Here is a 19,350-nt window from a genome sequence, read left to right on the forward strand (position 1 = left end):
ACTTAGGTGTGTTTCAATAATGTTACAATCAGGTGATCGTTGATTATTAGTGCATGGAATAGCGCAACTGCGGCGGTCGATCGCCGCAACGTGGCGGCCTCAGACCCAGCCCGACAGCTCGCGCCGCACCATCGCCTCGATCACCGCCATGCCTTCTGCACTGTCGTTGAGGCACGGGATGTGGGCGAATTTCTCGCCGCCGGCGTGATGGAAGGTCTCGGCCGCCTCGCGGCCGATTTCGTCCAACGTCTCGATGCAGTCGACGGAAAAGCCTGGATTGACGATGGCGATCGATTTGACGCCGTCCTTCGCCAGTTTCTCGATCGTCTTGTCGGTGTAGGGCTGCAGCCATTCCTGGACGCCGAAGCGCGACTGGAAGGTGATGATCAGCTTCTTTTCATCCCACCCCAGTCGTTCACGCAACAGTCGTGTCGTCTTCTGGCAGTGGCAGTGATAGGGATCGCCCTTTTCGAAATAGGGCTTCGGGATGCCGTGATAGGAGGTGATGACCACCTCCGGCTCGAAGTCGAGCGTTGCCAGATGCCGTTCGATCGAATGGGCGAGCGCCTCGATGTAGACCGGCTCGTCATAGTAGGGCGGCACGCTGCGGACCGCCGGTGCGCGACGCATTTTCATCAGCGCGCGAAAAAGCTGGTCATTGGCGGTGGCGGTCGTGGTCGCGGAGTATTGCGGGTAGAGTGGGAACGACAGGATGCGGTCGCAGCCTTGCTCGACCAGCCTTTGAGCGACGCTCGCGGTCGAGGGGTTGCCGTAGCGCATCGCCCAGTCGACCACGACATCGGGTAGGTCGATGAGCGCTGCGGCCAGCTTTTCGCCCTGCGCCCGGGTGTAGGTGCGCAGCGGCGACTCGTTCCTCTCGCGGTTCCATATCCTGGCGTAATTGGCGCCGGACTTCTTCGGTCTGGTGGTCAGCACCAAGCCGTAGAGGATCGGATACCAGATCGCCTTGTTGAGTTCGATGACGCGCGGATCGGACAGGAATTCGCGGAGATAGCGCCACATCGGCTTGAAATCGGTACCGTCGGGCGTGCCGAGATTGACCAACATGACGCCGATCTTGCCTGCCTTTACCGGCGGATGTCCGGCCGGTAGCGGGTCGAGCGCTTTCGCGGCTTTGGGGTCGACAGGCGTGGAAAGCGTCATGAAGGTCTCCCGACACCGCGAAAACCGACGATGTCGGGCGAAACTAGCGATGCGGAGCAAGTTTTCAATGCTGCGTCTGGCCGCACCTTACCTTGAAAGCCAAAAACCCGTCCGGTTACCCGGACGGGTTTTGCTGGTCGCAAGTGCGAAGCGAGGTTACTTCGCCGGAATGGTCAAGGTCGCGCCGACAGGAAGCCGGCGTGGTTCGTAGCCTTTGTTGGCCTCGGAGATCACCTTCCACTTGGCGCCGTCGCCGTAGGCCTTTTTGGCGAGATCCCAATAGGTATCGCCGGCGACGATGACATGGCTGGCTTCGGCCGGGGCGGCGTCAGCCGGCTTTGCCGGAGCAGGTGCGGCTTCGGCCGGTTTTGCCGGTTCGGCCGGAGCCGGCGTTGCCGGGGCGGTTTCCGCCGGGACAGTCGGCGGCGTGGTGGTGATGTCGCCGGAGCCTGCCGGCAATGCGGGCATCGCCGGCTCCGCCGGTGCAGCCTCGGCCGGTTTTGCCGGTTCCGCTGGAGCAGGTGCCGGTTCGGCTGGTTTTGCCGGCTCGGCGGCCGGGGCAGCCGCTACGGTTGCGGCAACCTCGGTGATGCGGCCGTCGAGCTTGGGTGTGTAGGGCCGGTGCGCGGCGAGATAGTCGGCGACCACCTGTTCGAGGCCCGGGCCGTAATCATAGGCGTTCTTGGCCTTCTCGGCGAAGACCTTGTAGCCGTCGCCGCCCTGGCGGACGTAATTGTTGGTGGCGACCAGATAGTCCTTGTCCGGATTGATCGCCGCCCAGGCACCGTTCTGCATCACCTCGACCGACTTGACTCGGCCGGCATTGGGCGCGACCGACTTGTCGAAGGAGTATTTAAGACCTGCCACCTGCGGGAAGCGGCCGCCGCCGTCCTCGACCTGGCTGACGCCGTTTTCCAGCCCGGCAACCAGATCCTTGCCGGAAATCTGGAAGGTCGCCAGCGTGTTCTGGAACGGCAGCACGGTCAGCACCTCGCCCATGGTGACGGTGCCCTTGTCGATCGAAGCACGCAGGCCGCCGCCATTCGAGACGACGATCTCGACGCCCTGTCCCTTGACGCGGTCGAGGATGGCGTCGGAGACGAGGTTGCCCATCGCGCATTCCTTGGTGCGGCAGCTTTCGCGGCTGCCGTCGATGGCCTCGGTGGTCTCGGCCACTTCCTTGTTCTTCAGCGCCTCGATCGGCGCGCCAAGCTCCTTGATGCGGGCAAGAACGGCCGGATCGGGAGTGATCGACTTGTCGAGGAAGATCGGGTCGCCGCTGGCTTCCTTGACGTTGCCATTGTCGTCGAACACGACCTTGAATTCGCCGAGATATTTCGAATAGGACGCGGCCTGCACCACAGGCACCTTGGAGCCGTCGGGGTTGTCGACCATCGTCGGGTAGGGGCCTTCAGCCTTCGGGTCGGTGTTGGACAGAAGCGAATGGCTGTGGCCGCCGACCACCACATCGATGCCCGGGATCTTGGCGATGACATCGCGCTCGCGCCTGTAGCCGATATGGGTGACGGCAATTATCTTGTTGACGCCTTGCGCCTTCAGCTTCTCGACCTCGGCGGTGATCGACTTGACGTCGTCCTCGATGGTAATGTTGGGGCCGGGAGAGGCGAGTTCCGGTGTGTCGTTGGTCACGGCGCCGACAATGCCGATCTTCTGGCCGCCGACCTCAAGCACAATCGACGGCTTGATCTTGCCTGCGGCGCCGGACTTGTCGTTGGGCACGACATTGGCGCTGACGATCGGGAACTTCGCCTTGTCGAGATAAGGCACCAGCGCGCTCTCGCCATCGTCGAATTCGTGGTTGCCGAGCGTCACCGCGTCGGGCTTGATCTGATTGAGGAATTCCTCCTCCGCCGTGCCCTTGTAGGTGATGTAGAACAGCGATCCCTGAAAGCTGTCGCCGGCATTGAGCAGCAGCACGTTCTGGCCTTCGAGCTTCTTGCGCTCCTGTGCGATCGCGGTGACCAGCCGGCCGGCGCCGCCGATGCACTCACCCTTGGTCTCTTCCTCGGCCGAGCAGGTCGACTCGTATTTGTTGTTGCCTTCGATGCGGCTGTGCCAATCGTTGAAATGCAGGATGTTCAACGTGTAGTCGGCAAAGGATGGTGCGGCCGACAGGCCGAGTGTCGAGGCAGAGAGGGCGGCAATGGCGGCGAGCTTCTTCATCTTCGTCTCCCGGATATGATCAAAGGCGTTTAACGCTCTTGCCCGACTGCAGGATAACAGCCAGCATTTCGGGTATGTTCACATCGCGGTTGTGGCGATGCAAGAAGAATCAGGGCGGATAACCGGCATCGGTTTGCCGGCATAAAAAAGGCGGCGGCATCGCGCCGCCGCCATCCGCAAAGCCGCATGGGAAAGGTTCAGCCGCGCCTGGTCAGCACGAAGTTCTGCCCGGCGGAGCTGGTGCAATTCAGCTGGTTTATGGACACCAGCAGGCAGTTGAAAGCGATTGGCTGCTGCCGGATCAGCGAGGTTCCGTTGATCTCGACCGAGGTGGCGCCGGTCTTGGTGTAGCTGCCGTCAGCGAATTTCTCACCGGTCTCCGCCGAAACGGTGGTGAAGACGCCGCCGTTCAATGTCGAGACCGCCTTGCCTTCGGCGTTCAGCCATGAGCCTTCGACGCCTCGCGCCTGCGATGAGATCGGTGGCCCGTCGGAGCCGCCGGTGGTGCAGGCGGCAAGCATCGTCGCAAGAGCGCCCGCCGCGCCCGCAGAAAGAATTTTGCGCGCAATCGTCATATCAAATCCTCTCCTGACGCATCGGCCCAATCGTCAAACGACGTTTTGGAGCACACGATGTGCGTGGCCTCAAGTTTCCAGAGCCGTCCCTCGCGCGTCCAAATGGATGCACACTGCTCTCGTCCGCATCCCTTCAATCGCCCGATTTCCGGGCGATTGCAAGGCAGTGGGGCAGGGGTATGGAACCGCTATCGAACGAGGATGTTGCGGAATTGCCACGGGTCGCTTTTGTCGAGGTCCTCGGGAAACAGGCCCGGACGGTTATCGAGCGGCGTCCAGTCGGTGTAGTAGCCCTTGACCGGTCCGAGATACTGGGACTGCACTTCCAGGCAGCGCTTGTAGTCCATCTCGTCGGCCTCGACGATGCCGGCCTCCGGGTTTTCCAGCGCCCAGACCATGCCGGCGAGCACGGCCGAGGTGACCTGCATGCCGGTAGCGTTCTGGTAGGGCGCCAGCTTGCGGGCTTCGGCCAGCGACAGCTGCGAACCGTACCAGTAGGCGTTCTTGGCATGGCCGTAGAGCAGCACGCCAAGCTCGTCGACGCCGTCGACCAGCTCGTTTTCGTCGAGCACATGGTGGACCGGCTGCGGCTTGCCGGCAGCGCCGAACATTTCGTGGAGCGACAACACGGCGTCGTTGCAGGGGTGATAGGCATAGTGGCAGGTCGGGCGGTATTGCACCTTGCCCTTCTTACCGCGCACGGTGAAGAAGTCGGCGATCGAGATCGCCTCATTGTGCGTCACCAGGAAACCGTATTGCGCGCCCGGCGTCGGGCACCAGGAGCGCACGCGGGTGTTGGCGCCGGGCTGTTCGAGATAGATCGCAGCCTTGGAGCCATGCTTGTGCTCCTTGCCGTTCTTCGGCATCCATCTCTCATGCGTGCCCCAGCCGAGCTCGGCCGGCTGCAGCCCTTCCGAGATGAAACCCTCGACCGACCAGGTGTTCCAGAACACGTTCATCGGCTTCGGCTTCTTGGTGCGCTGGGTGTCGCGCTCGGCGATGTGGATGCCCTTGACGCCGGCCTTCTTCATCAGCTTCGCCCAGCCGTCACGGTCGTCCTGCGCCGGTTCGGAAAACTCGAGGCCGAGGTCGCCGGCAAGGTTCAGCAGCGCCTGCTTGACGAACCACGAGACCATGCCCGGATTGGCGCCACAGGTCGAAACCGCGGTAGCGCCGCCGGGCTTGTCGTGCTTCTCCTTGATCAAGGCTTCGCGCAGCGCGTAGTTGGTGCGGCTGGCATTGTCGGCCTTGGCGTCGAAATAGAAGCCGCGCCACGGCTCGACGACGGTGTCGATGTAGAGCACGCCGAGCTTGCGGCAGAGCCGCATCAGGTCGACCGAGCCGGTATCGACCGACAGATTGATGCAAAAGCCCTGGCCGCCGCCATTGGTCAAAAGCGGCGTCAACAGTTTCTTGTAGTTTTTCTCGGTCACGTGCTCCTGGACGAAGGCGATGCCGCGCTCGTCGAGCAGCTTGCGGTCGGTGTCGAGCGGGTCGATGACCGTCATGCGCGACTTGTCGAATTTGAAATGGCGCTCGATCAGAGGCAGCGTTCCCCGTCCGATCGAACCAAAGCCGATCATCACGACAGGGCCGGTGATTTCACCGTAAACGGGCCAGTTTTCATTCGCCATTTTATCGAGCACTCCTTCAAGCAACGCGCCAAACGGCCGTTCGACCGCCGCGCGACAAACCATAGATCATTGTCACAATAAAGCGAAAAGCAGGGATAAGGTTAGTTCCCGGCCGTGCAGATACGCCTACGGTTCGAGCAGTTTCGCGAATTCCGGTGTGAACAGCGCTTGTGCTTCGGAGACCGGCATTTCAACGAGATCGCCGCCGCAAGCCTGGATGACGTTGGGCAAACCTTGCAGGCCGAAGACCAGAACCTGCCTGTCGCCATCGCGCTTCAGGCTGGCGCCGAGATAGTCGCCGATCAAATCGTCGATGCCGCATTCGGCCTCGTAATCCACCTCGGTCTGGTCGCTGGGCTTCTTGCGGTTTTCCCTGACGAAGGCGGCCAGCGAGGGGCCTGGCTTGCCGTCGCCCGTATCGGAAAACATGTCCTGAAGGGTAAGCAAGGCGCCACGGCGCACGTCCATGACATAGGCGTCGGAATAGTTGTTCGGATGCGCACCGCCGCAATAGAGGCTGCCGGATTCCGACCAGCTCATCAGCTTCGGCGTCAATGACGTAACTTTGGACGTCGTGTCTTCATAGCCGCCAAGCGAATCGTCGTCCATGCCCTCCATCGGCGGCCCGTCGTGGAAACCGGCATATTGCAGCGCCGCGCACGTCAAGGCGCTGAGGCTGTCATGCCAATGGCGGTTCTGCAGCAAGGCATTGGCGGCTTCGATCGGCGCACTGCCGGCGAGATCGACGATGCGCGGCCTGGCGAATTTGGTGCGCGGATCGGTGACATAGTTGTAGGCTGCATCCGGCCAACCTTCCTTGGCGTCTGCCTTGGGCGCGAAATCCAGCTTGAGATAGTCGTAGGGCGATGCCGCCATGGTGATCGGCGCATCGTCGCCCGAGAATGTCATGTCGGTGAAATCATAGAGATCGCGTGGCGTCGTCGCCGGCGTCTCCGTCTGGGCACGGCTGGCGATCCTTGTCAGCTTCAGCGGCAGGGTCTTTTTGGCCGTCCAGGTGCCTTCCAGCGTCTTGCCCTTGTCGGCGGAACTCAACCGCCAGACGGCGCCGATGGGTGGAGCCTGGCCGTCGCCGCACTTCTTGGCATCGCAGGCTTCTTCCTCGGCCAATTGAAAGGTGGCGCCCTTGCTCGACTTCGCCTGCAGAGGAATATCGACGCCCTTGGAACGGTAGAAATAGCGCGCCGCCAGTGCCTCTCCAGCCGTCGCCGGATCACCGGTAAACTCGACGACGATGTCGATGTTGCCGAGCTTCCCCGCATAGGTCACCGGTTCCGCATGCGCTGTTGCCGGCAACGCCAGGAATGCACCGAGCAGGACGGCTAGCTTCAGAACATGTCGGACCATCGTCACTCCTGAGCCATGGTTTGCAGGCGTTGCACCAGCCGGTCACGGTCTGATGTCATCCCCTTGTAGTCGAGTTGAGCCTCATCCAGCGCCTGCAATTGCGCCGCGAAAGAGGCGGCAAGCGTTGCCCGGTCGGGATGCCGCGCCAGCACTTTCAACGGGTCGAGATGGATGCGGATGGTGAACAGGATGTCGCGCGAGACGGACAGTTTGCGCAGCGTCTGGCGCTCGACGCGGATGAAGGCGTGGGCGTTTACGTCGCCGTCGGGAAATCGCGAGGGGCGCCTGGTGGCACGGTCGATGCGCTCGACATTGGAGAGCGGATGATAGAGCGCGTCGTCGGCCTGGATCGACCAGTTGAAGCGTTCGACAGCCTGACCCTGCAGGCCGTCGAACATGCGGTTGATGAGCTCGGCCGGCCTGGTGCCCGGACCGAAGCCCGGCACCGGTGCGTGGATCTGCTGCAGCGGCCGGCCGAATTTCTCGACCAGCGACCAGGATGACGGGAAACACAGCGAGCCGGCGGCGAGCCGCCAGCCGGTGTCGTCACGGCGCATCAGGATCAGGTCTTCCTGGACGAGCAGCGACGCTGCGACCAGCGGGGCATCGGGGAAGGTGGCGTCAGAGTCGGCTTTGGCGCCAATGACCTCAACCCCGGCATTGGTGCGCCGGTACATCCCGGGAAATCTCGACAGCAGATGTGCTTCGAGGAGGCCGCGCACTTCGCGCTGGGCGTCGCGCGTGCCGTCTTCCTCGACAAACACCTTGTCGGGAATTTCGGCATACAGCCGGCGCTTTTCGGCGAGATGGTCGAAGAGATACCGGTCGACCTCGATCCACTTGTCGAGTTCGAGCGGCTTCAGCCCGATGGTGAAGAGCTTTGAGGAGCCATCATAGGGCGTGTGCGTGGGCTGACGAGAATTCATGCTTCGCTAGAAAGTGTCCAATGCCGGCGGTTATTCTCGCAGCCGCTTCGTATCAGGCCAATGTTGCCGGGATCAAGCCGCGCAGAGAATTGCCGACGAACAGTGTTTTGGCGGATTTCAACTCGTCATAGCTGTAGATCGCCTCTTGGGCGCGGCCTTCGTCCAGCAGCTCGGCGCGCAATACGCCAGGCAGCAGGCCGCAGTCGAGCCTGGGTGTCATCAGCATGCCATCACCGAAATCGGCGAAGACGTTGGTGATGGTGCCTTCGCAGATTTCGCTGCGCTCATTTGCGAGCAACACTTCGTCGGCCTGGGTGATCAGATATTCGGAGCGGGCGTGGGTGTAGATCTGTCGCCGGCTGGTCTTGTGGCGCAGCAGCGCGTCCGAGGAAGAGAGCCGCACCCGCGCCAGTCGCAGCCGCCAGACCTTGTCGGCGGCGAACGGCTCATAGGGCTGGACCGAGGCGGTCACTTCGCCATTGCGCTGCAGGGCGAGCCGGGTGCGCAGCGCCGTCTGCTGCGCCCCGATAGTATTCGCCAGCACCTCGCCGATCGGCTGCGGATCGCAGGCAAAGCCGAGTTCTTCCGCCGAGCCGTAAAGGCGCGCGAGATGGCGTTCGAAGCGCAGAAAGCCCTGGCCGGGCTCCCAGCGCATCGTCTCGATCAGCTCGAAATCGGCGGTGTCCCCGTCGCGAAGCGCGCCTTCAGCAGACACTCCTGATACTCCTCTTGCGCCGTCGAATCGAAGACGACGCCGCCGCCGACATTGTAAACGGCCTCGCCACTGGAAAAGAGCGATATGGTGCGGATCGCCACCGAAAAGCGCATCATGCCGCCAGGCGCGATCCAGCCGATGGCGCCGCAATAGACGTCGCGCGGTGTCTCTTCCAGCTCGTGCAGGATTTCCATGGCGCGGATTTTCGGTGCGCCGGTAATCGAGCCACAGGGAAACAGCGCGCCAAAGATTTGGCGGATGCCGAGATCAGGCAGAAGCTTCGCCCGCACACGGCTCACCATCTGATGGACGGTCGGGTAGCTCTCGATGCGGAACAGTTCCGGCACTTCCAGCGTGCCGATCTCGCTGATCAGGGAGATGTCGTTGCGCAGGAGATCGACGATCATCCGGTTCTCGGCCTGGTTCTTTTCGTCGCTGCGCAAGAAGGACTTCAACCGCGCGTCCTCGGCCTTGGTCGCGCCGCGCGGTGCGGTGCCCTTCATCGGATGGGTTTCGATCATGCCTAAGGCATTGATCTCGAAGAACAGCTCGGGCGAACGCGATAAGATGATGGGATCGCCGAGCGAAATCAGTGCGCCATACTTGACCGGCTGGCGTCCTGTCAGTGCGTCGAAGGCAGCAACCGGATCGCCCGACCATTGGGCACGGACCGGAAAGGTCAGGTTGCCTTGGTAGCAGTCGCCCTTGCGGATGTGGTCGTGAAGGCGCGCGAAGCGTTTGGCGTAGTCCTGAGCGGACCAACTGGCCCTGGCGTCGAAGATGGGGCCATTGGTGGCCGGCGCATCGTTGCGCGGCACGGCCTCTTCGGCCGGAGCATTGAAGACACCCAGACAAACCAATGGCGCGCGCCGGCCTTCAGGCAGCAGCGGCACGAGTTTCGGTTCGAGCAGATAGCCCGCTTCGTAGGAGAAATAGCCGGCCAGCCATTTGCCGGCATCGCTCGCCGCCTGCGCAGCCGCCAGCGCCGGCAGAAAATCCTTGGCATCATAGGCAATGATGATGTCGGCCGGGTGGTCGAAGACCAACTGACGGCCGCTTTCATCGTTGCGGAAAATGGCAGAGGGCAGGGGCATGGGGCTCGGGTACTGCGGTCGATGACGCCAGAACCGCTCTATATGGGGGCCGGGCGGCGTGCAATCGAGGGAGCGGCGTCGCAGGGCGCAAAGACAGTGGCGAATGCAAAAACAAAGACGGCGCCCGAGAGCGCCGCCTTCTGCTTATGTTGCCGATGACAGATCAGCTGTTGTTGGCGGTCCCGGCGCTCGGGAATTGGCGTGCGAACTCCTTTTCGTCGCCGGCGGCAAGCAGCTTGGCCTGCTCGACCCACTTTTCGCGAGCGATGCGGCCGTCGAAATTCAGCGTGTCCTCGATGCGCTTGACGTCGGCCGCGGTCCAGCCGGCGATCTGCGCGTAGGTCGTGACGCCAAGGCCCTTGAGCAGTTTGTCGTTGACCGGGCCGATACCGATCAGGCGACGCAGATTGTCGGCCTTTCCAGCTGCCGGGGCGGCCTTCTTCGGGACGGCGGCGGGCTTTGAAGCCGCGGCTTTGGGCGCGGCCTTGGCGGCGGCAGGTTTGCTGGCCGCTGGTTTTGCGGCCGCGGATTTGGCCGCAGCTGGTTTGGCCGCGGCGGGTTTGGCGGGGGTCGGTTTCGCGGCCGGGGCGGACTTGGCCGTTGCCGCTGTCGATACCAGGGCGGCCGGCGCCGAACTTGAAGGCTTGGCGGATGGAGCTGATGTTTCACGCAGCCGCCGTTCGAGATCGGCGCGGGTCTTGCCGCAGGCGTCGAGTTCGCCAGTCAGGCGATCGGCGTCGGCGCGCAGTCTGTCACGCTCGCTGCGGGTGCGGTCGAGATCGCCGCGCAGGCTGTCGAGTTCGCCGCGCAGCCGGCCCCAGATAAACCAGCCAACCAACACACCTACAAGGAACGCCAGGACAATGTAAAAGAAGGTCATCGTCTCTCTCCAGTCGGATCCGTCCGCCGCCGTCCCAAGTCATGACCTTGGCAGATCGGATCATCCAATGTGGTTCGGCGGCTCAGGGAACAGCCGGTCTGTCGTCGAGTGTCGGCGTTCGGCTTTCCGCCCATTGCCAACCGTCGCTGTCGCATTCGTCAGACCGCTGCCATGGGCCGGGATACTGTCCGGCCTTAAGCCGCGCGCCCGGCTGAGCTTCAGTCGGAAAGCTATCATACGGTTTCGGGAAAGCTAACGGAATTTTCGCCGGAGAGTTATTCAAGAACAGATATTTAGAACAAGAACAGAGCTGCCGTCACATGCATTCCGGCTAAACTGTTCTGCGATTCTGCAAAGTCGAGGCCGCTGCTGAACCTGCCACTCTGCGCCATCGGTCCAATGGGTGCGCGCATTAACTGTCGAGCGCTTCCAACTCGTCGATCAGGCCGCCGATCACGCCAAGCCCGATCTGCCAGAAGGCGGGGTCGGTGGCGTCGAGGCCGAAGGGCGCGAGAAGCTCCGAGTGATGCTTGGTGCCGCCGGCGCGCAACATCTCGAAATACTTATCCTGGAAGCCATGCTCAGCGTTCTGGTAGACCGCGTAGAGCGAGTTCACCAGGCAGTCGCCAAAGGCATAGGCGTAGACGTAGAAGGGGGAGTGGACGAAGTGCGGGATGTAGGTCCAGAAGACCTCATAGCCCTCGCGCAGCTTGATCGCCGGCCCCAGGCTTTCGGCCTGCACCTCGAGCCAGAACTGGCCGAGCTTGTCGGAGGTCAGTTCGCCGTTCTTGCGCTCTGCATGCACCTTGCGTTCGAACTCGTAGAAGGCGATCTGGCGCACGACCGTGTTGATCATGTCCTCGACCTTCTGGGCGAGCATCGCCTTGCGCTGGCGCTTGTCGGTGGTCTGGTCGAGCAGCGAACGGAAGGTCAGCATCTCGCCGAACACCGAGGCCGTCTCGGCCAAAGTCAGCGGCGTCGAAGCCATCAGCGCGCCCTGGCCGCCGGCCAGCACCTGATGCACGCCGTGGCCGAGTTCATGCGCCAGCGTCATCACATCGCGCGGCTTGCCCATGTAGTTGAGCAGCACGTAAGGGTGCGCCGAAGGCACGGTCGGATGGGCGAAGGCGCCGGGCGACTTGCCGGGCCTGACCGGCGCGTCGATCCAGTTGCGGTCGAAGAAGGTGCGGGCGATCTCCGCCATGTCGGGGGAAAAGCGCTGATAGGCCGATAGCACAGTGTTCCTGGCATCATCCCAAGGAATCACCGCTTGCGGCGTTTCGGGCAAGGGCGCGTTGCGGTCCCAGTGGTTCATCACCTCCATGCCCAGCCAGCGCGCCTTCATCGCGTAGTAGCGATGAGACAGGCGCGGATAGGCCTCGCGCACGGCCGATGCCAGCGCGTCGACCACGCTGCGCTCGACACGGTTGGCGAGATGGCGTGAGTCGGCGATGTCCTCGAAGCCGCGCCAGCGGTCGGAAATCTCCTTGTCCTTGGCCAGCGTGTTGGTGATCAGCGTGAAGGTGCGCAGGCTCTTGCGGAAGGTTGTGGCCAGCGCTTCGGAGGCGCGGCGGCGGACCTCCCCATCGGCGTCCTGCAGGCGGTTCAGCGCCGGCTCCAGCGTCAGTTCCTCGCCGTCTATGTCGAAACGCAGATCGGTCATCGTCTCGTCGAACAGCCGGTTCCAGGCACCGCGCCCGGTGATCGACTTCTCATGGAACAGCTGCTCGACCCGATCCTCGAGCTGGTAGGGCTTGTCCATTCTGAGGTCGAGCACCCAGGGCCGGTAATGGGCAAAGCCGGCGTCGGCGGCGAGGGCGGATTCGAGCGCCTTGTCATCGATCAGGTTCAGTTCCAGCGCGAAGAACAGAAGATGCGCGCTGGCGTCGGTCATCTTTTCCTGGATGTCGCCATAGAGCTTTGCGCGCTGCGGATCGGCGGTGTTGCCGGCATAGATCAGGCCGGCATAGGAGACGATGCGGCCGATCAGTTCCTCCAGCGCCTCATAGGCTGTCAGCGCCTCGCCAAGCCTGCCGGCGCTTCCGCGCCCGGCCTCCGCAGCCAGTGTGCCCTTCCAGCGGTTCTCGAAGGCGACGGCGTCGGCCGCCGCCTTGGCAAGGTCACGCTTCAGTTCGGGCGCCTCCATGCCGGAATAAAGATCGGCGAGATTCCATTCCGGCAGGTCGCCAAGTTCCGCCGCGCCCTGACCGGACGCTACCGCCGCAAGCTGCCGACCGAGAATCCTGCTCATCAACAATTACCTTCTGGAATCAAGGGGAAAGGACAAGCCGGTCAAATCCTAAGGAATTCGTTCACCGGGTTTTTTGAAACCTTGTTTAGAACCCTGTGCCAAGATGATCCATGGGAATTTCCCAGGCGGGCAACTCAAATCAGTCATGACAGGTTCCATTCTTATAGTCGATGACGATCCCGTGCAGCGCCGGCTGCTCGAAGCGGCGGTGACGAAATTCGGCCACAGCGCCATCGTTGCCGATGGCGGCGAGGCCGGTCTGAGCGCGCTTGACGGACCCAATGCGAGGGATATTTCGGCAGTCATCCTCGACCTTGTCATGCCGGGCCTCGACGGCATCGGCGTGCTGAAGGCGATGCGCGAGCGCGGCATCACTGTTCCCGTCATTGTGCAGACTGCGCAGGGCGGCATAGAAACGGTGGTCTCGGCGATGCGCCACGGCGCCTTCGATTTTGTCGTCAAGCCGGCGTCTCCCGACCGGCTGCAGACCGCGATCGGCAACGCGCTCAAGGTCGAGGCGGTCGAGGACGAGGTCAAGCGCACGTCGCGGCGTCGGGGCGGCCACCTGACATTCAAGGACATGATCACGCATAGCCCGGCGATGGACCGGGTGATCCGCCTCGGCCAGAAGGCTGCGGCCTCCAACATCCCGATCCTGATCGAGGGCGAATCGGGCGTCGGCAAGGAATTGGTGGCGCGCGCCATCCAGGGCAGCGGCGAACGCCGCACAAAACCGTTCGTCACCGTCAATTGCGGCGCCATCCCCGACAATCTGGTCGAATCGATCCTGTTCGGTCACGAAAAAGGCTCGTTCACCGGCGCCACCGAAAAGCATACCGGCAAGTTCGTCGAGGCGCATTCGGGCACGCTGTTCCTGGACGAGATCGGCGACCTGCCGCTCGACGTGCAGGTCAAGCTGTTGCGCGCCGTGCAGGATGGCGAGGTCGATCCGGTCGGCGGCCGTTCCACCGTCAGGGTCGACATCAGGCTGATCTCGGCCACGCACCGCAACCTTCTGCAGCAGGTCAAGGACGGCAAGTTTCGCGAGGACCTGTTCTACCGGCTCAACGTTTACCCGATCGTCGTGCCGCCGCTGCGCGACCGCCGCGACGACATCCCCTATCTGGTCAAGCATTTCATGGACAAGGTGGCGCCGGCGGGCAATCGCCTGCACGGCATCTCGGATGCCGCACTGGCCATGCTGCAGGCCTATGATTGGCCGGGAAACATCAGGCAGCTGGAAAACGCCGTGTTCAGGGCCTCGGTGCTTGCCGAAGGCGATGTGCTCACGACTGACGAATTTCCGCAGATCCGGGCGCAGGTCGACGGCACCGTCAATCTCGACGCCGATGCGTCCTTGTCGGACCCCGGCATGGCCTTGAGCACCGGATCGCAAGGCGATGGCGCGCAGACTGACGACGCCGGTACTGCAGCTGCCGAGCCCGCCCCTCCGGCGAGGCTGCTTCAGCGTTTCGGCACGCTGCGGGCGCTGGACGAGCGTGGCAATGTGCGTGCGCTGGCCGATGTCGAACTCGAAATGATCAAGCTCGCCATCGACCATTATAACGGCCAGATGAGCGAGGTCGCGCGGCGTCTCGGCATCGGCCGCTCGACGCTCTACCGCAAGCTCAAGGAATACGGCATCGACCCGGAAACCGGCCGCCTCGACCGCCTTGCCTCCTGAACGCCGAATTCCACAGCTTGCCAACGCAAGGCCGGGACCAGCTTGCCATGCCACATCCGGCGCTGCATAAGGGTTGGGGCGGGAATATGACTGATGCGGACAGCGTTGTTCACGCATTAAGGCCAGCGGTAACAGATCGTGTAGCGGGAAAAGGCTGAATCTTGATCTAAACCAGCAGTTTACCAAGAAATCCTGTGTATTATTTTTGACGGGATATCGCCACGGTGTTACCGCATTTCGGCTTCAATAAGCGATGATTAACCATTAGGATCGATATTCGGATGTAAGAACCACGCATCCGTTTGGACAAATCCGGGGACAAACGGCAGCCTGCAAGGCCTTTTGATTTGAACAAAGTCGAACGACACAGAAACGGGCGGCGCGATCACATGGGCGTCTGGCCGAGATGGCTGGCAGCGGTGATCGTTGCGTTCGCTTTCCTTGCCGCTACTGCTGCCGGCGCCAGCGCTGAAACGCGCTCGCTCAAGCTCTATCACCTCCACACGCACGAAAAGGCCGAGATCGTCTACAAGCGCAATGGCCGCTACGATCCGGCAGGCCTCAGGAAGATCAACATCATCCTGCGCGACTGGCGTCGCAACGAACCGACCAAGATGGATCCGCGCCTGCTCGATCTGGTGTGGGAAGCTTATCGGCAGGCCGGCGCCACCGACTATATCCAGGTCGTTTGCGGCTATCGCTCGCCGTCGACCAATTCGATGCTGCGCAGCCGCAGCCGCGGTGTCGCCAAGGAAAGCCAGCATATGCTGGGCAAGGCGATGGACTTCTACATTCCGGGTGTGCCGCTGAAGAAGCTGCGCAACATCGGCCTGAAGATGCAGGGCGGCGGCGTCGGCTACTATCCGTCGTCGGGTTCGCCCTTCGTCCACATGGACGTCGGCAATGTGCGGCACTGGCCAGGCATCAGCCGCCAGGAACTGGTCAGCCTGTTTCCCAATGGCAAGACGCTGCATGTGCCGAGCGACGGCAGGCCGTTGCCGGGTTATGACCAGGCGCTCGCCTCCTACAAGGCGCGCAAGGGCGCCGGTTCTCCTGCCATCATGATGGCCAGCGCAGGCGGCAGCACCAAGAAATCCGGTGGCTTCCTGTCCGCTTTCTTTGGCGGTGGCGGTGAAGACGAAGCCGACGACAGCGCCGATGTCGCTACCGCCGCGCCGCCGCCGAGAAGCGTGAAGCCGGTGCTGGCTGCCACGAGCAACAACAACAGCAATCTGCCTGGCATCGCGATCGTGTCGCCGCAGAACGCCAAGCGCGCCAACATTCCGCAGCTTGCCGACGACAGCGCTGACGATGCGGAGCCGCAGGACACGCCGGAGACGATCATCGCCGCGCTGCCCGCCAAGGAAGTGCCGCTGCCCGCTTTCGCACCGCGGCCGAAGGCCGATGTCGGCGCGCAACAACCTGAGACCGTGCCGTTCGGCGTGGCCGATGCCACCACCGAACAGACGGTGGCGACGGCGCAGGCGCCGGCCAATGTGCCGTTCGGCACGGCCGATGCGAGCAATGCCGACCAGGGGGCCGATCAAGCTGCCGCTCCGGCGCAGGTCGCGGTCAACGTCCCGTTGCCGACCTGGCGTCCCGACCGCTCTTCGCCGCCGGCTGAGCTTGCGCCGCAGGACAAGGGCGTTCTGCTGGCGCTGGCCGATACGGCTGCCCACAAGCAGACCGCAACCGACGCGTTCTCGGTGCTGCCGTCGCAGCGTCCGGACGAGGTCAAGGCGGTTCTCGAACAGGCCAGCGCCGCCGATACAGCCGGTGCTACCGACGACTATCAGGTTGCGTCGCTTGAGCCGCGCTCGGCGTTCAACGATCCGTCAGGTGTCGATGCCGCATCGCCGCGCGGCGCTATTGCTGCCCGTCCCGCCGGTACCGATCCAGCCTCGGTGATCGGCGCCGGCGTCAAGACGACACGCAAGGAAGCCAGGGCTTCGGCCCGCGACCTGAAGCCAGGACCGAAGGCAGTGGTGATGGCGGCCGAACCGCAGGCGGCCCGCTGGGCGCTGAGCAGCGGCGACAACATCGCCACCGTTTCCAGCCCGACGACAGCGCCGCGCTATGCCTACAACATCGTGCATACGCCGCCGAGCGAGGTCTACACCGCAGGCTTTCAGGCGGACAACCAGATGGCCGATGCCAACCGCTTCACCGGCAATGCCGTAAAATTCCTTTCGGTCGCCCGCTTCCAGACGAAGTAAGGGCGTGACCGGGGCGTTATCGACTCGAAGCCGCGCTGGGCAACCTGTGCGGCTTTTGTTTTTAGCGAGATCTCGAGCACTGGCTTCCATCGCCACAGAATGCTAACCACCAAGCTGCATTCCCGCTTCGTCTAATGGTAGGACAGCGCCCTTTGAAGGCGTGAATCGTGGTTCGAGCCCATGAGCGGGAACCAAAATCTCAACGCGTAGCAAACCCGGTCGGCGCAGCTGGCGGGTTTTTGTGCCGAGTGCAATTCCGGGAACACTGTGATTTTCCCGGAAAAGCGCGGAGCGCTTCCCTTGGGAATTGCGCAAAGACAAAGTAGCGGAGGTTATTTTCCGAGCTTGCTCGCGGTCTGTGCGAGCGCCTCGATCTCATCCCACTTGCCGGCCTTGACCAACTCGTCCGGCGCCACCCACGAGCCGCCGACGCAGATAACGTTGGACAGGCTGAGATAGTCGGCGGCGTTCTTGGCCGAGATGCCGCCGGTCGGGCAGAATTTCACGTCGGCCAGCGGCGAGGCAAAGGCCTTCAGCGAGGCGATGCCGCCGGATTGTTCGGCCGGGAAGAATTTCAGGAACCGCAGGCCGGCCTCGCGGGCAGCCATGATCTCGCCGGGCGTGATGGCGCCGGGCAGCAAGGGAACGTCGCTGTCCTTGGTCGCCGCCAGCAACTCTCGCGTGATGCCGGGGCTGACGATGAATTTCGATCCGGCGGCCGCTGCCTCGTCGAACTGCTTGGCATCGAGAATTGTGCCGGCGCCGACAATGGCGCCCTCGACCTCACCGGCGACGCGGCGGATCGCTTCCAGCGCATCGGCGGTTCTCAGCGTGATCTCGATCGCCGGCAGGCCGCCGGCGGCGAGCGCCCGGGCGAGCGGGACGGCGTCCGCGACATTGGCGATCTTCAGCACCGGAATGACCGGCTGGCCATTGAGCAGCGACAGGAGCTTTTCGGTCTTGCTGGGCATTGGCTTGTCTCTCCCTAGGTGATTTCAACCGATTAGCAGAAGGCCGATTCCGAGTCCACGAAACCCGGCCTGCCGCGATGTCACATGTCGGCCAACGAGCCTGCTGGCGAATACCGACAAGGTGTCTTTAGCTCTGCCTTGAATCCGCTTTGACCACGGTTTAGTGGCTTGGCGATGACCAACCGTGAACCCGTGCGCGTCGCTGCGCTCTACAAATTTGCGAGGCTGGGCGACTTCGAGGCGCTGCGAGAATTGCGCACGCCGCTTGCCGCCTTCTGCTGCGGGCGCGGCATCAAGGGCACATTGCTTCTGGCGCAGGAAGGTATCAACGGCACGGTCGCCGGCAGCGAAACCGACATAGCCGACCTGATCGCTTATCTCGAGGCCATCGAGGGTCTTGCCGATCTCGAGGTCAAATACAGCACTGCCGCCGAAATGCCGTTCCATCGCATGAAGGTGCGGCTGAAGCGCGAGATCGTCACCATGGGCGTCGAAGACCTCGACCCGGCGACGGGTGCGGGGACCTATGTCGCGCCGGCCGACTGGAACGCGCTGATCTCGGACCCCGGCACCATCGTCATCGACACACGCAACGCGTACGAAGTGTCGATAGGCACGTTCGAGGGTGCGGTGGATCCACGCACGTCGAGCTTTCGCGAATTCCCGGCCTGGGTGGAAAAACACCGCGACCAACTCGACGGCCGCAAGGTCGCGATGTTCTGCACCGGCGGCATCCGCTGCGAAAAGGCGACGGCCTATGTGAAGTCGCTCGGCTTCGAGGATGTGTTCCATCTCAAGGGCGGCATCCTCAGATATCTTGAAGAGGTCCCGGCCGAAGACAGCCTGTGGCAGGGCGAGTGTTTCGTCTTCGACGAGCGGGTCTCGGTGTCGCATGGGTTGACCGAAGGCGAGGCCGAACTCTGCCGCGCCTGCCGGCATCCGCTGACGCCGGAGGACCGGCTGTCGCCGCATTTTTCCACCGGCGTGTCATGCCCGCATTGTTACGAGGCACGCTCGGATGAGGATCGCACCCGCTATGCCGAGCGCCAGCGCCAGGTCGAACTTGCGCAGGCGCGGGGCAGGGGACATATCGGCAGTTAAGTGCCGCCGACGCCCTGACTGGATCACCACACGACAGAATAGCGGTCGATCACCCACAGCCATGTGCCGTCGGCCTGCCGGCGCGCGACCTCTGAGGTTATCGAGCCGTCGGCAAGCCTGGTCGACGTCAACGCGAGGTCGCCGTTAATGGCCGCCGGGCGCTGCTCGCCGCGCTGGAACTTTCGTCCGCTCGCGGCAAAGGCTTCGAGCAAAGCGCGGATCGCCTCGTGGCCACGCGTCAATTCGGCTGCTCCGGTGTCGATGGCGGCATCGGGTTGGAACAGCGCCACCATGCCGTCAATGTCTCCGGCCCACTGCCGGTCGATCAACAAACGTTCCAGATCCTGCGGATCGCGCGCCGGTTCCCGGCCAGGTTGATCGGTCACGGCAAGGTTCCTCCCTCGGCAATGCGGCGGCGACATTAGCGCAAGCCGAGGCCGGTATCGACACACCGATCACCGATTTGGGGCATTGCCGGCGCCGATAGCAAAGCGCGTCTCCGTCATTGTAATGTCAGTGTGCGGGACCTACCTCTGCAACGTCCAAAACCTGCCCGTTCACGTTTGGCGCGGGCCCTTTTCTGGAGGCAC

Annotated in this window: 15 protein-coding genes and 1 tRNA gene; 4 read left to right on the forward strand and 12 right to left on the reverse strand. The window is 63.0% G+C overall.

Annotated features, from left to right (window positions below; genetic code table 11):
* Window positions 1-99: 99 nt before the first annotated feature.
* The 10 genes from hemH to NKJ80_RS27150 form a co-directional block, all read right to left on the reverse strand.
* Window positions 100-1,164: a ferrochelatase gene (gene hemH, locus NKJ80_RS27105; RefSeq protein WP_023828224.1), complete on the reverse strand. Its 1,065-nt coding sequence runs from the start codon at window positions 1,162-1,164 to the stop codon at window positions 100-102.
* 156 nt (window positions 1,165-1,320) lie between these two features.
* Window positions 1,321-3,348 (reverse strand): bifunctional metallophosphatase/5'-nucleotidase, encoded by a 2,028-nt coding sequence (locus NKJ80_RS27110; RefSeq protein WP_023832932.1) that lies wholly within the window; start codon window positions 3,346-3,348, stop codon window positions 1,321-1,323.
* 197 nt (window positions 3,349-3,545) lie between these two features.
* Entirely contained in the window at window positions 3,546-3,923 is a 378-nt protein-coding gene (locus NKJ80_RS27115) for an Omp10 family outer membrane lipoprotein (protein ID WP_023683250.1), read from the reverse strand.
* A gap of 188 nt (window positions 3,924-4,111) precedes the next feature.
* The gene (locus NKJ80_RS27120) at window positions 4,112-5,557 is read right to left on the reverse strand and encodes a homospermidine synthase (protein ID WP_023804714.1); all 1,446 of its coding nucleotides are present in this window, start codon (window positions 5,555-5,557) and stop codon (window positions 4,112-4,114) included.
* Window positions 5,558-5,683: 126 nt separating this feature from the next.
* Window positions 5,684-6,922, reverse strand: coding sequence for a hypothetical protein (locus tag NKJ80_RS27125; RefSeq protein ID WP_352498653.1), 1,239 nt, complete (start codon window positions 6,920-6,922; stop codon window positions 5,684-5,686).
* A gap of 2 nt (window positions 6,923-6,924) precedes the next feature.
* Entirely contained in the window at window positions 6,925-7,848 is a 924-nt protein-coding gene (locus NKJ80_RS27130) for a heme-dependent oxidative N-demethylase family protein (RefSeq protein WP_023671946.1), read from the reverse strand.
* 52 nt (window positions 7,849-7,900) lie between these two features.
* On the reverse strand, window positions 7,901-8,563 hold the full coding sequence (locus NKJ80_RS27135) for an aminotransferase class IV family protein (protein ID WP_031201292.1): 663 nt from the start codon (window positions 8,561-8,563) through the stop codon (window positions 7,901-7,903).
* Window positions 8,512-9,657 carry an aminodeoxychorismate synthase component I gene (locus tag NKJ80_RS27140; RefSeq protein WP_023671944.1) on the reverse strand — a complete coding sequence of 382 codons (1,146 nt, stop codon included), beginning with the start codon at window positions 9,655-9,657 and terminating at the stop codon, window positions 8,512-8,514. The genes NKJ80_RS27135 and NKJ80_RS27140 overlap by 52 nt, the downstream gene beginning before the upstream one ends.
* 163 nt (window positions 9,658-9,820) lie before the next feature.
* On the reverse strand, window positions 9,821-10,537 hold the full coding sequence (locus tag NKJ80_RS27145) for a helix-hairpin-helix domain-containing protein (RefSeq protein ID WP_023671943.1): 717 nt from the start codon (window positions 10,535-10,537) through the stop codon (window positions 9,821-9,823).
* Window positions 10,538-10,949: 412 nt separating this feature from the next.
* Entirely contained in the window at window positions 10,950-12,788 is a 1,839-nt protein-coding gene (locus NKJ80_RS27150) for a M3 family oligoendopeptidase (protein ID WP_023671941.1), read from the reverse strand.
* A gap of 145 nt (window positions 12,789-12,933) precedes the next feature.
* On the opposite strand from NKJ80_RS27150, the gene NKJ80_RS27155 reads away from it, so the two are divergent.
* From NKJ80_RS27155 to NKJ80_RS27165, 3 genes are all read left to right on the forward strand, one after another.
* The gene (locus NKJ80_RS27155; protein ID WP_023825450.1) at window positions 12,934-14,472 is read left to right on the forward strand and encodes a sigma-54-dependent transcriptional regulator; all 1,539 of its coding nucleotides are present in this window, start codon (window positions 12,934-12,936) and stop codon (window positions 14,470-14,472) included.
* Between the two features lie 389 nt (window positions 14,473-14,861).
* Complete coding sequence (gene mepK / locus NKJ80_RS27160; RefSeq protein WP_023817275.1) at window positions 14,862-16,688, forward strand: peptidoglycan L,D-endopeptidase MepK; 1,827 nt, start codon at window positions 14,862-14,864, stop codon at window positions 16,686-16,688.
* Window positions 16,689-16,808: 120 nt separating this feature from the next.
* A tRNA-Gln gene (locus NKJ80_RS27165) sits at window positions 16,809-16,882 on the forward strand.
* A 138-nt stretch (window positions 16,883-17,020) separates the two neighbouring features.
* On the opposite strand, the gene NKJ80_RS27170 is transcribed toward NKJ80_RS27165, so the two are convergent.
* Window positions 17,021-17,659, reverse strand: coding sequence for a 2-dehydro-3-deoxy-phosphogluconate aldolase (locus NKJ80_RS27170; protein WP_023817276.1), 639 nt, complete (start codon window positions 17,657-17,659; stop codon window positions 17,021-17,023).
* Between the two features lie 174 nt (window positions 17,660-17,833).
* On the opposite strand from NKJ80_RS27170, the gene trhO reads away from it, so the two are divergent.
* Complete coding sequence (trhO, locus tag NKJ80_RS27175; protein ID WP_352498654.1) at window positions 17,834-18,760, forward strand: oxygen-dependent tRNA uridine(34) hydroxylase TrhO; 927 nt, start codon at window positions 17,834-17,836, stop codon at window positions 18,758-18,760.
* 23 nt (window positions 18,761-18,783) lie between these two features.
* Here trhO and NKJ80_RS27180 read toward each other — a convergent pair whose 3' ends face one another.
* A complete protein-coding gene (locus NKJ80_RS27180; protein ID WP_023817278.1) occupies window positions 18,784-19,146 on the reverse strand; it encodes a YybH family protein in 363 nt (120 codons plus the stop codon).
* Window positions 19,147-19,350: the final 204 nt, after the last annotated feature.

The organism is Mesorhizobium sp. M0030 (genome assembly GCF_040323695.1).
Classification (GTDB): Bacteria; Pseudomonadota; Alphaproteobacteria; order Rhizobiales; family Rhizobiaceae; genus Mesorhizobium.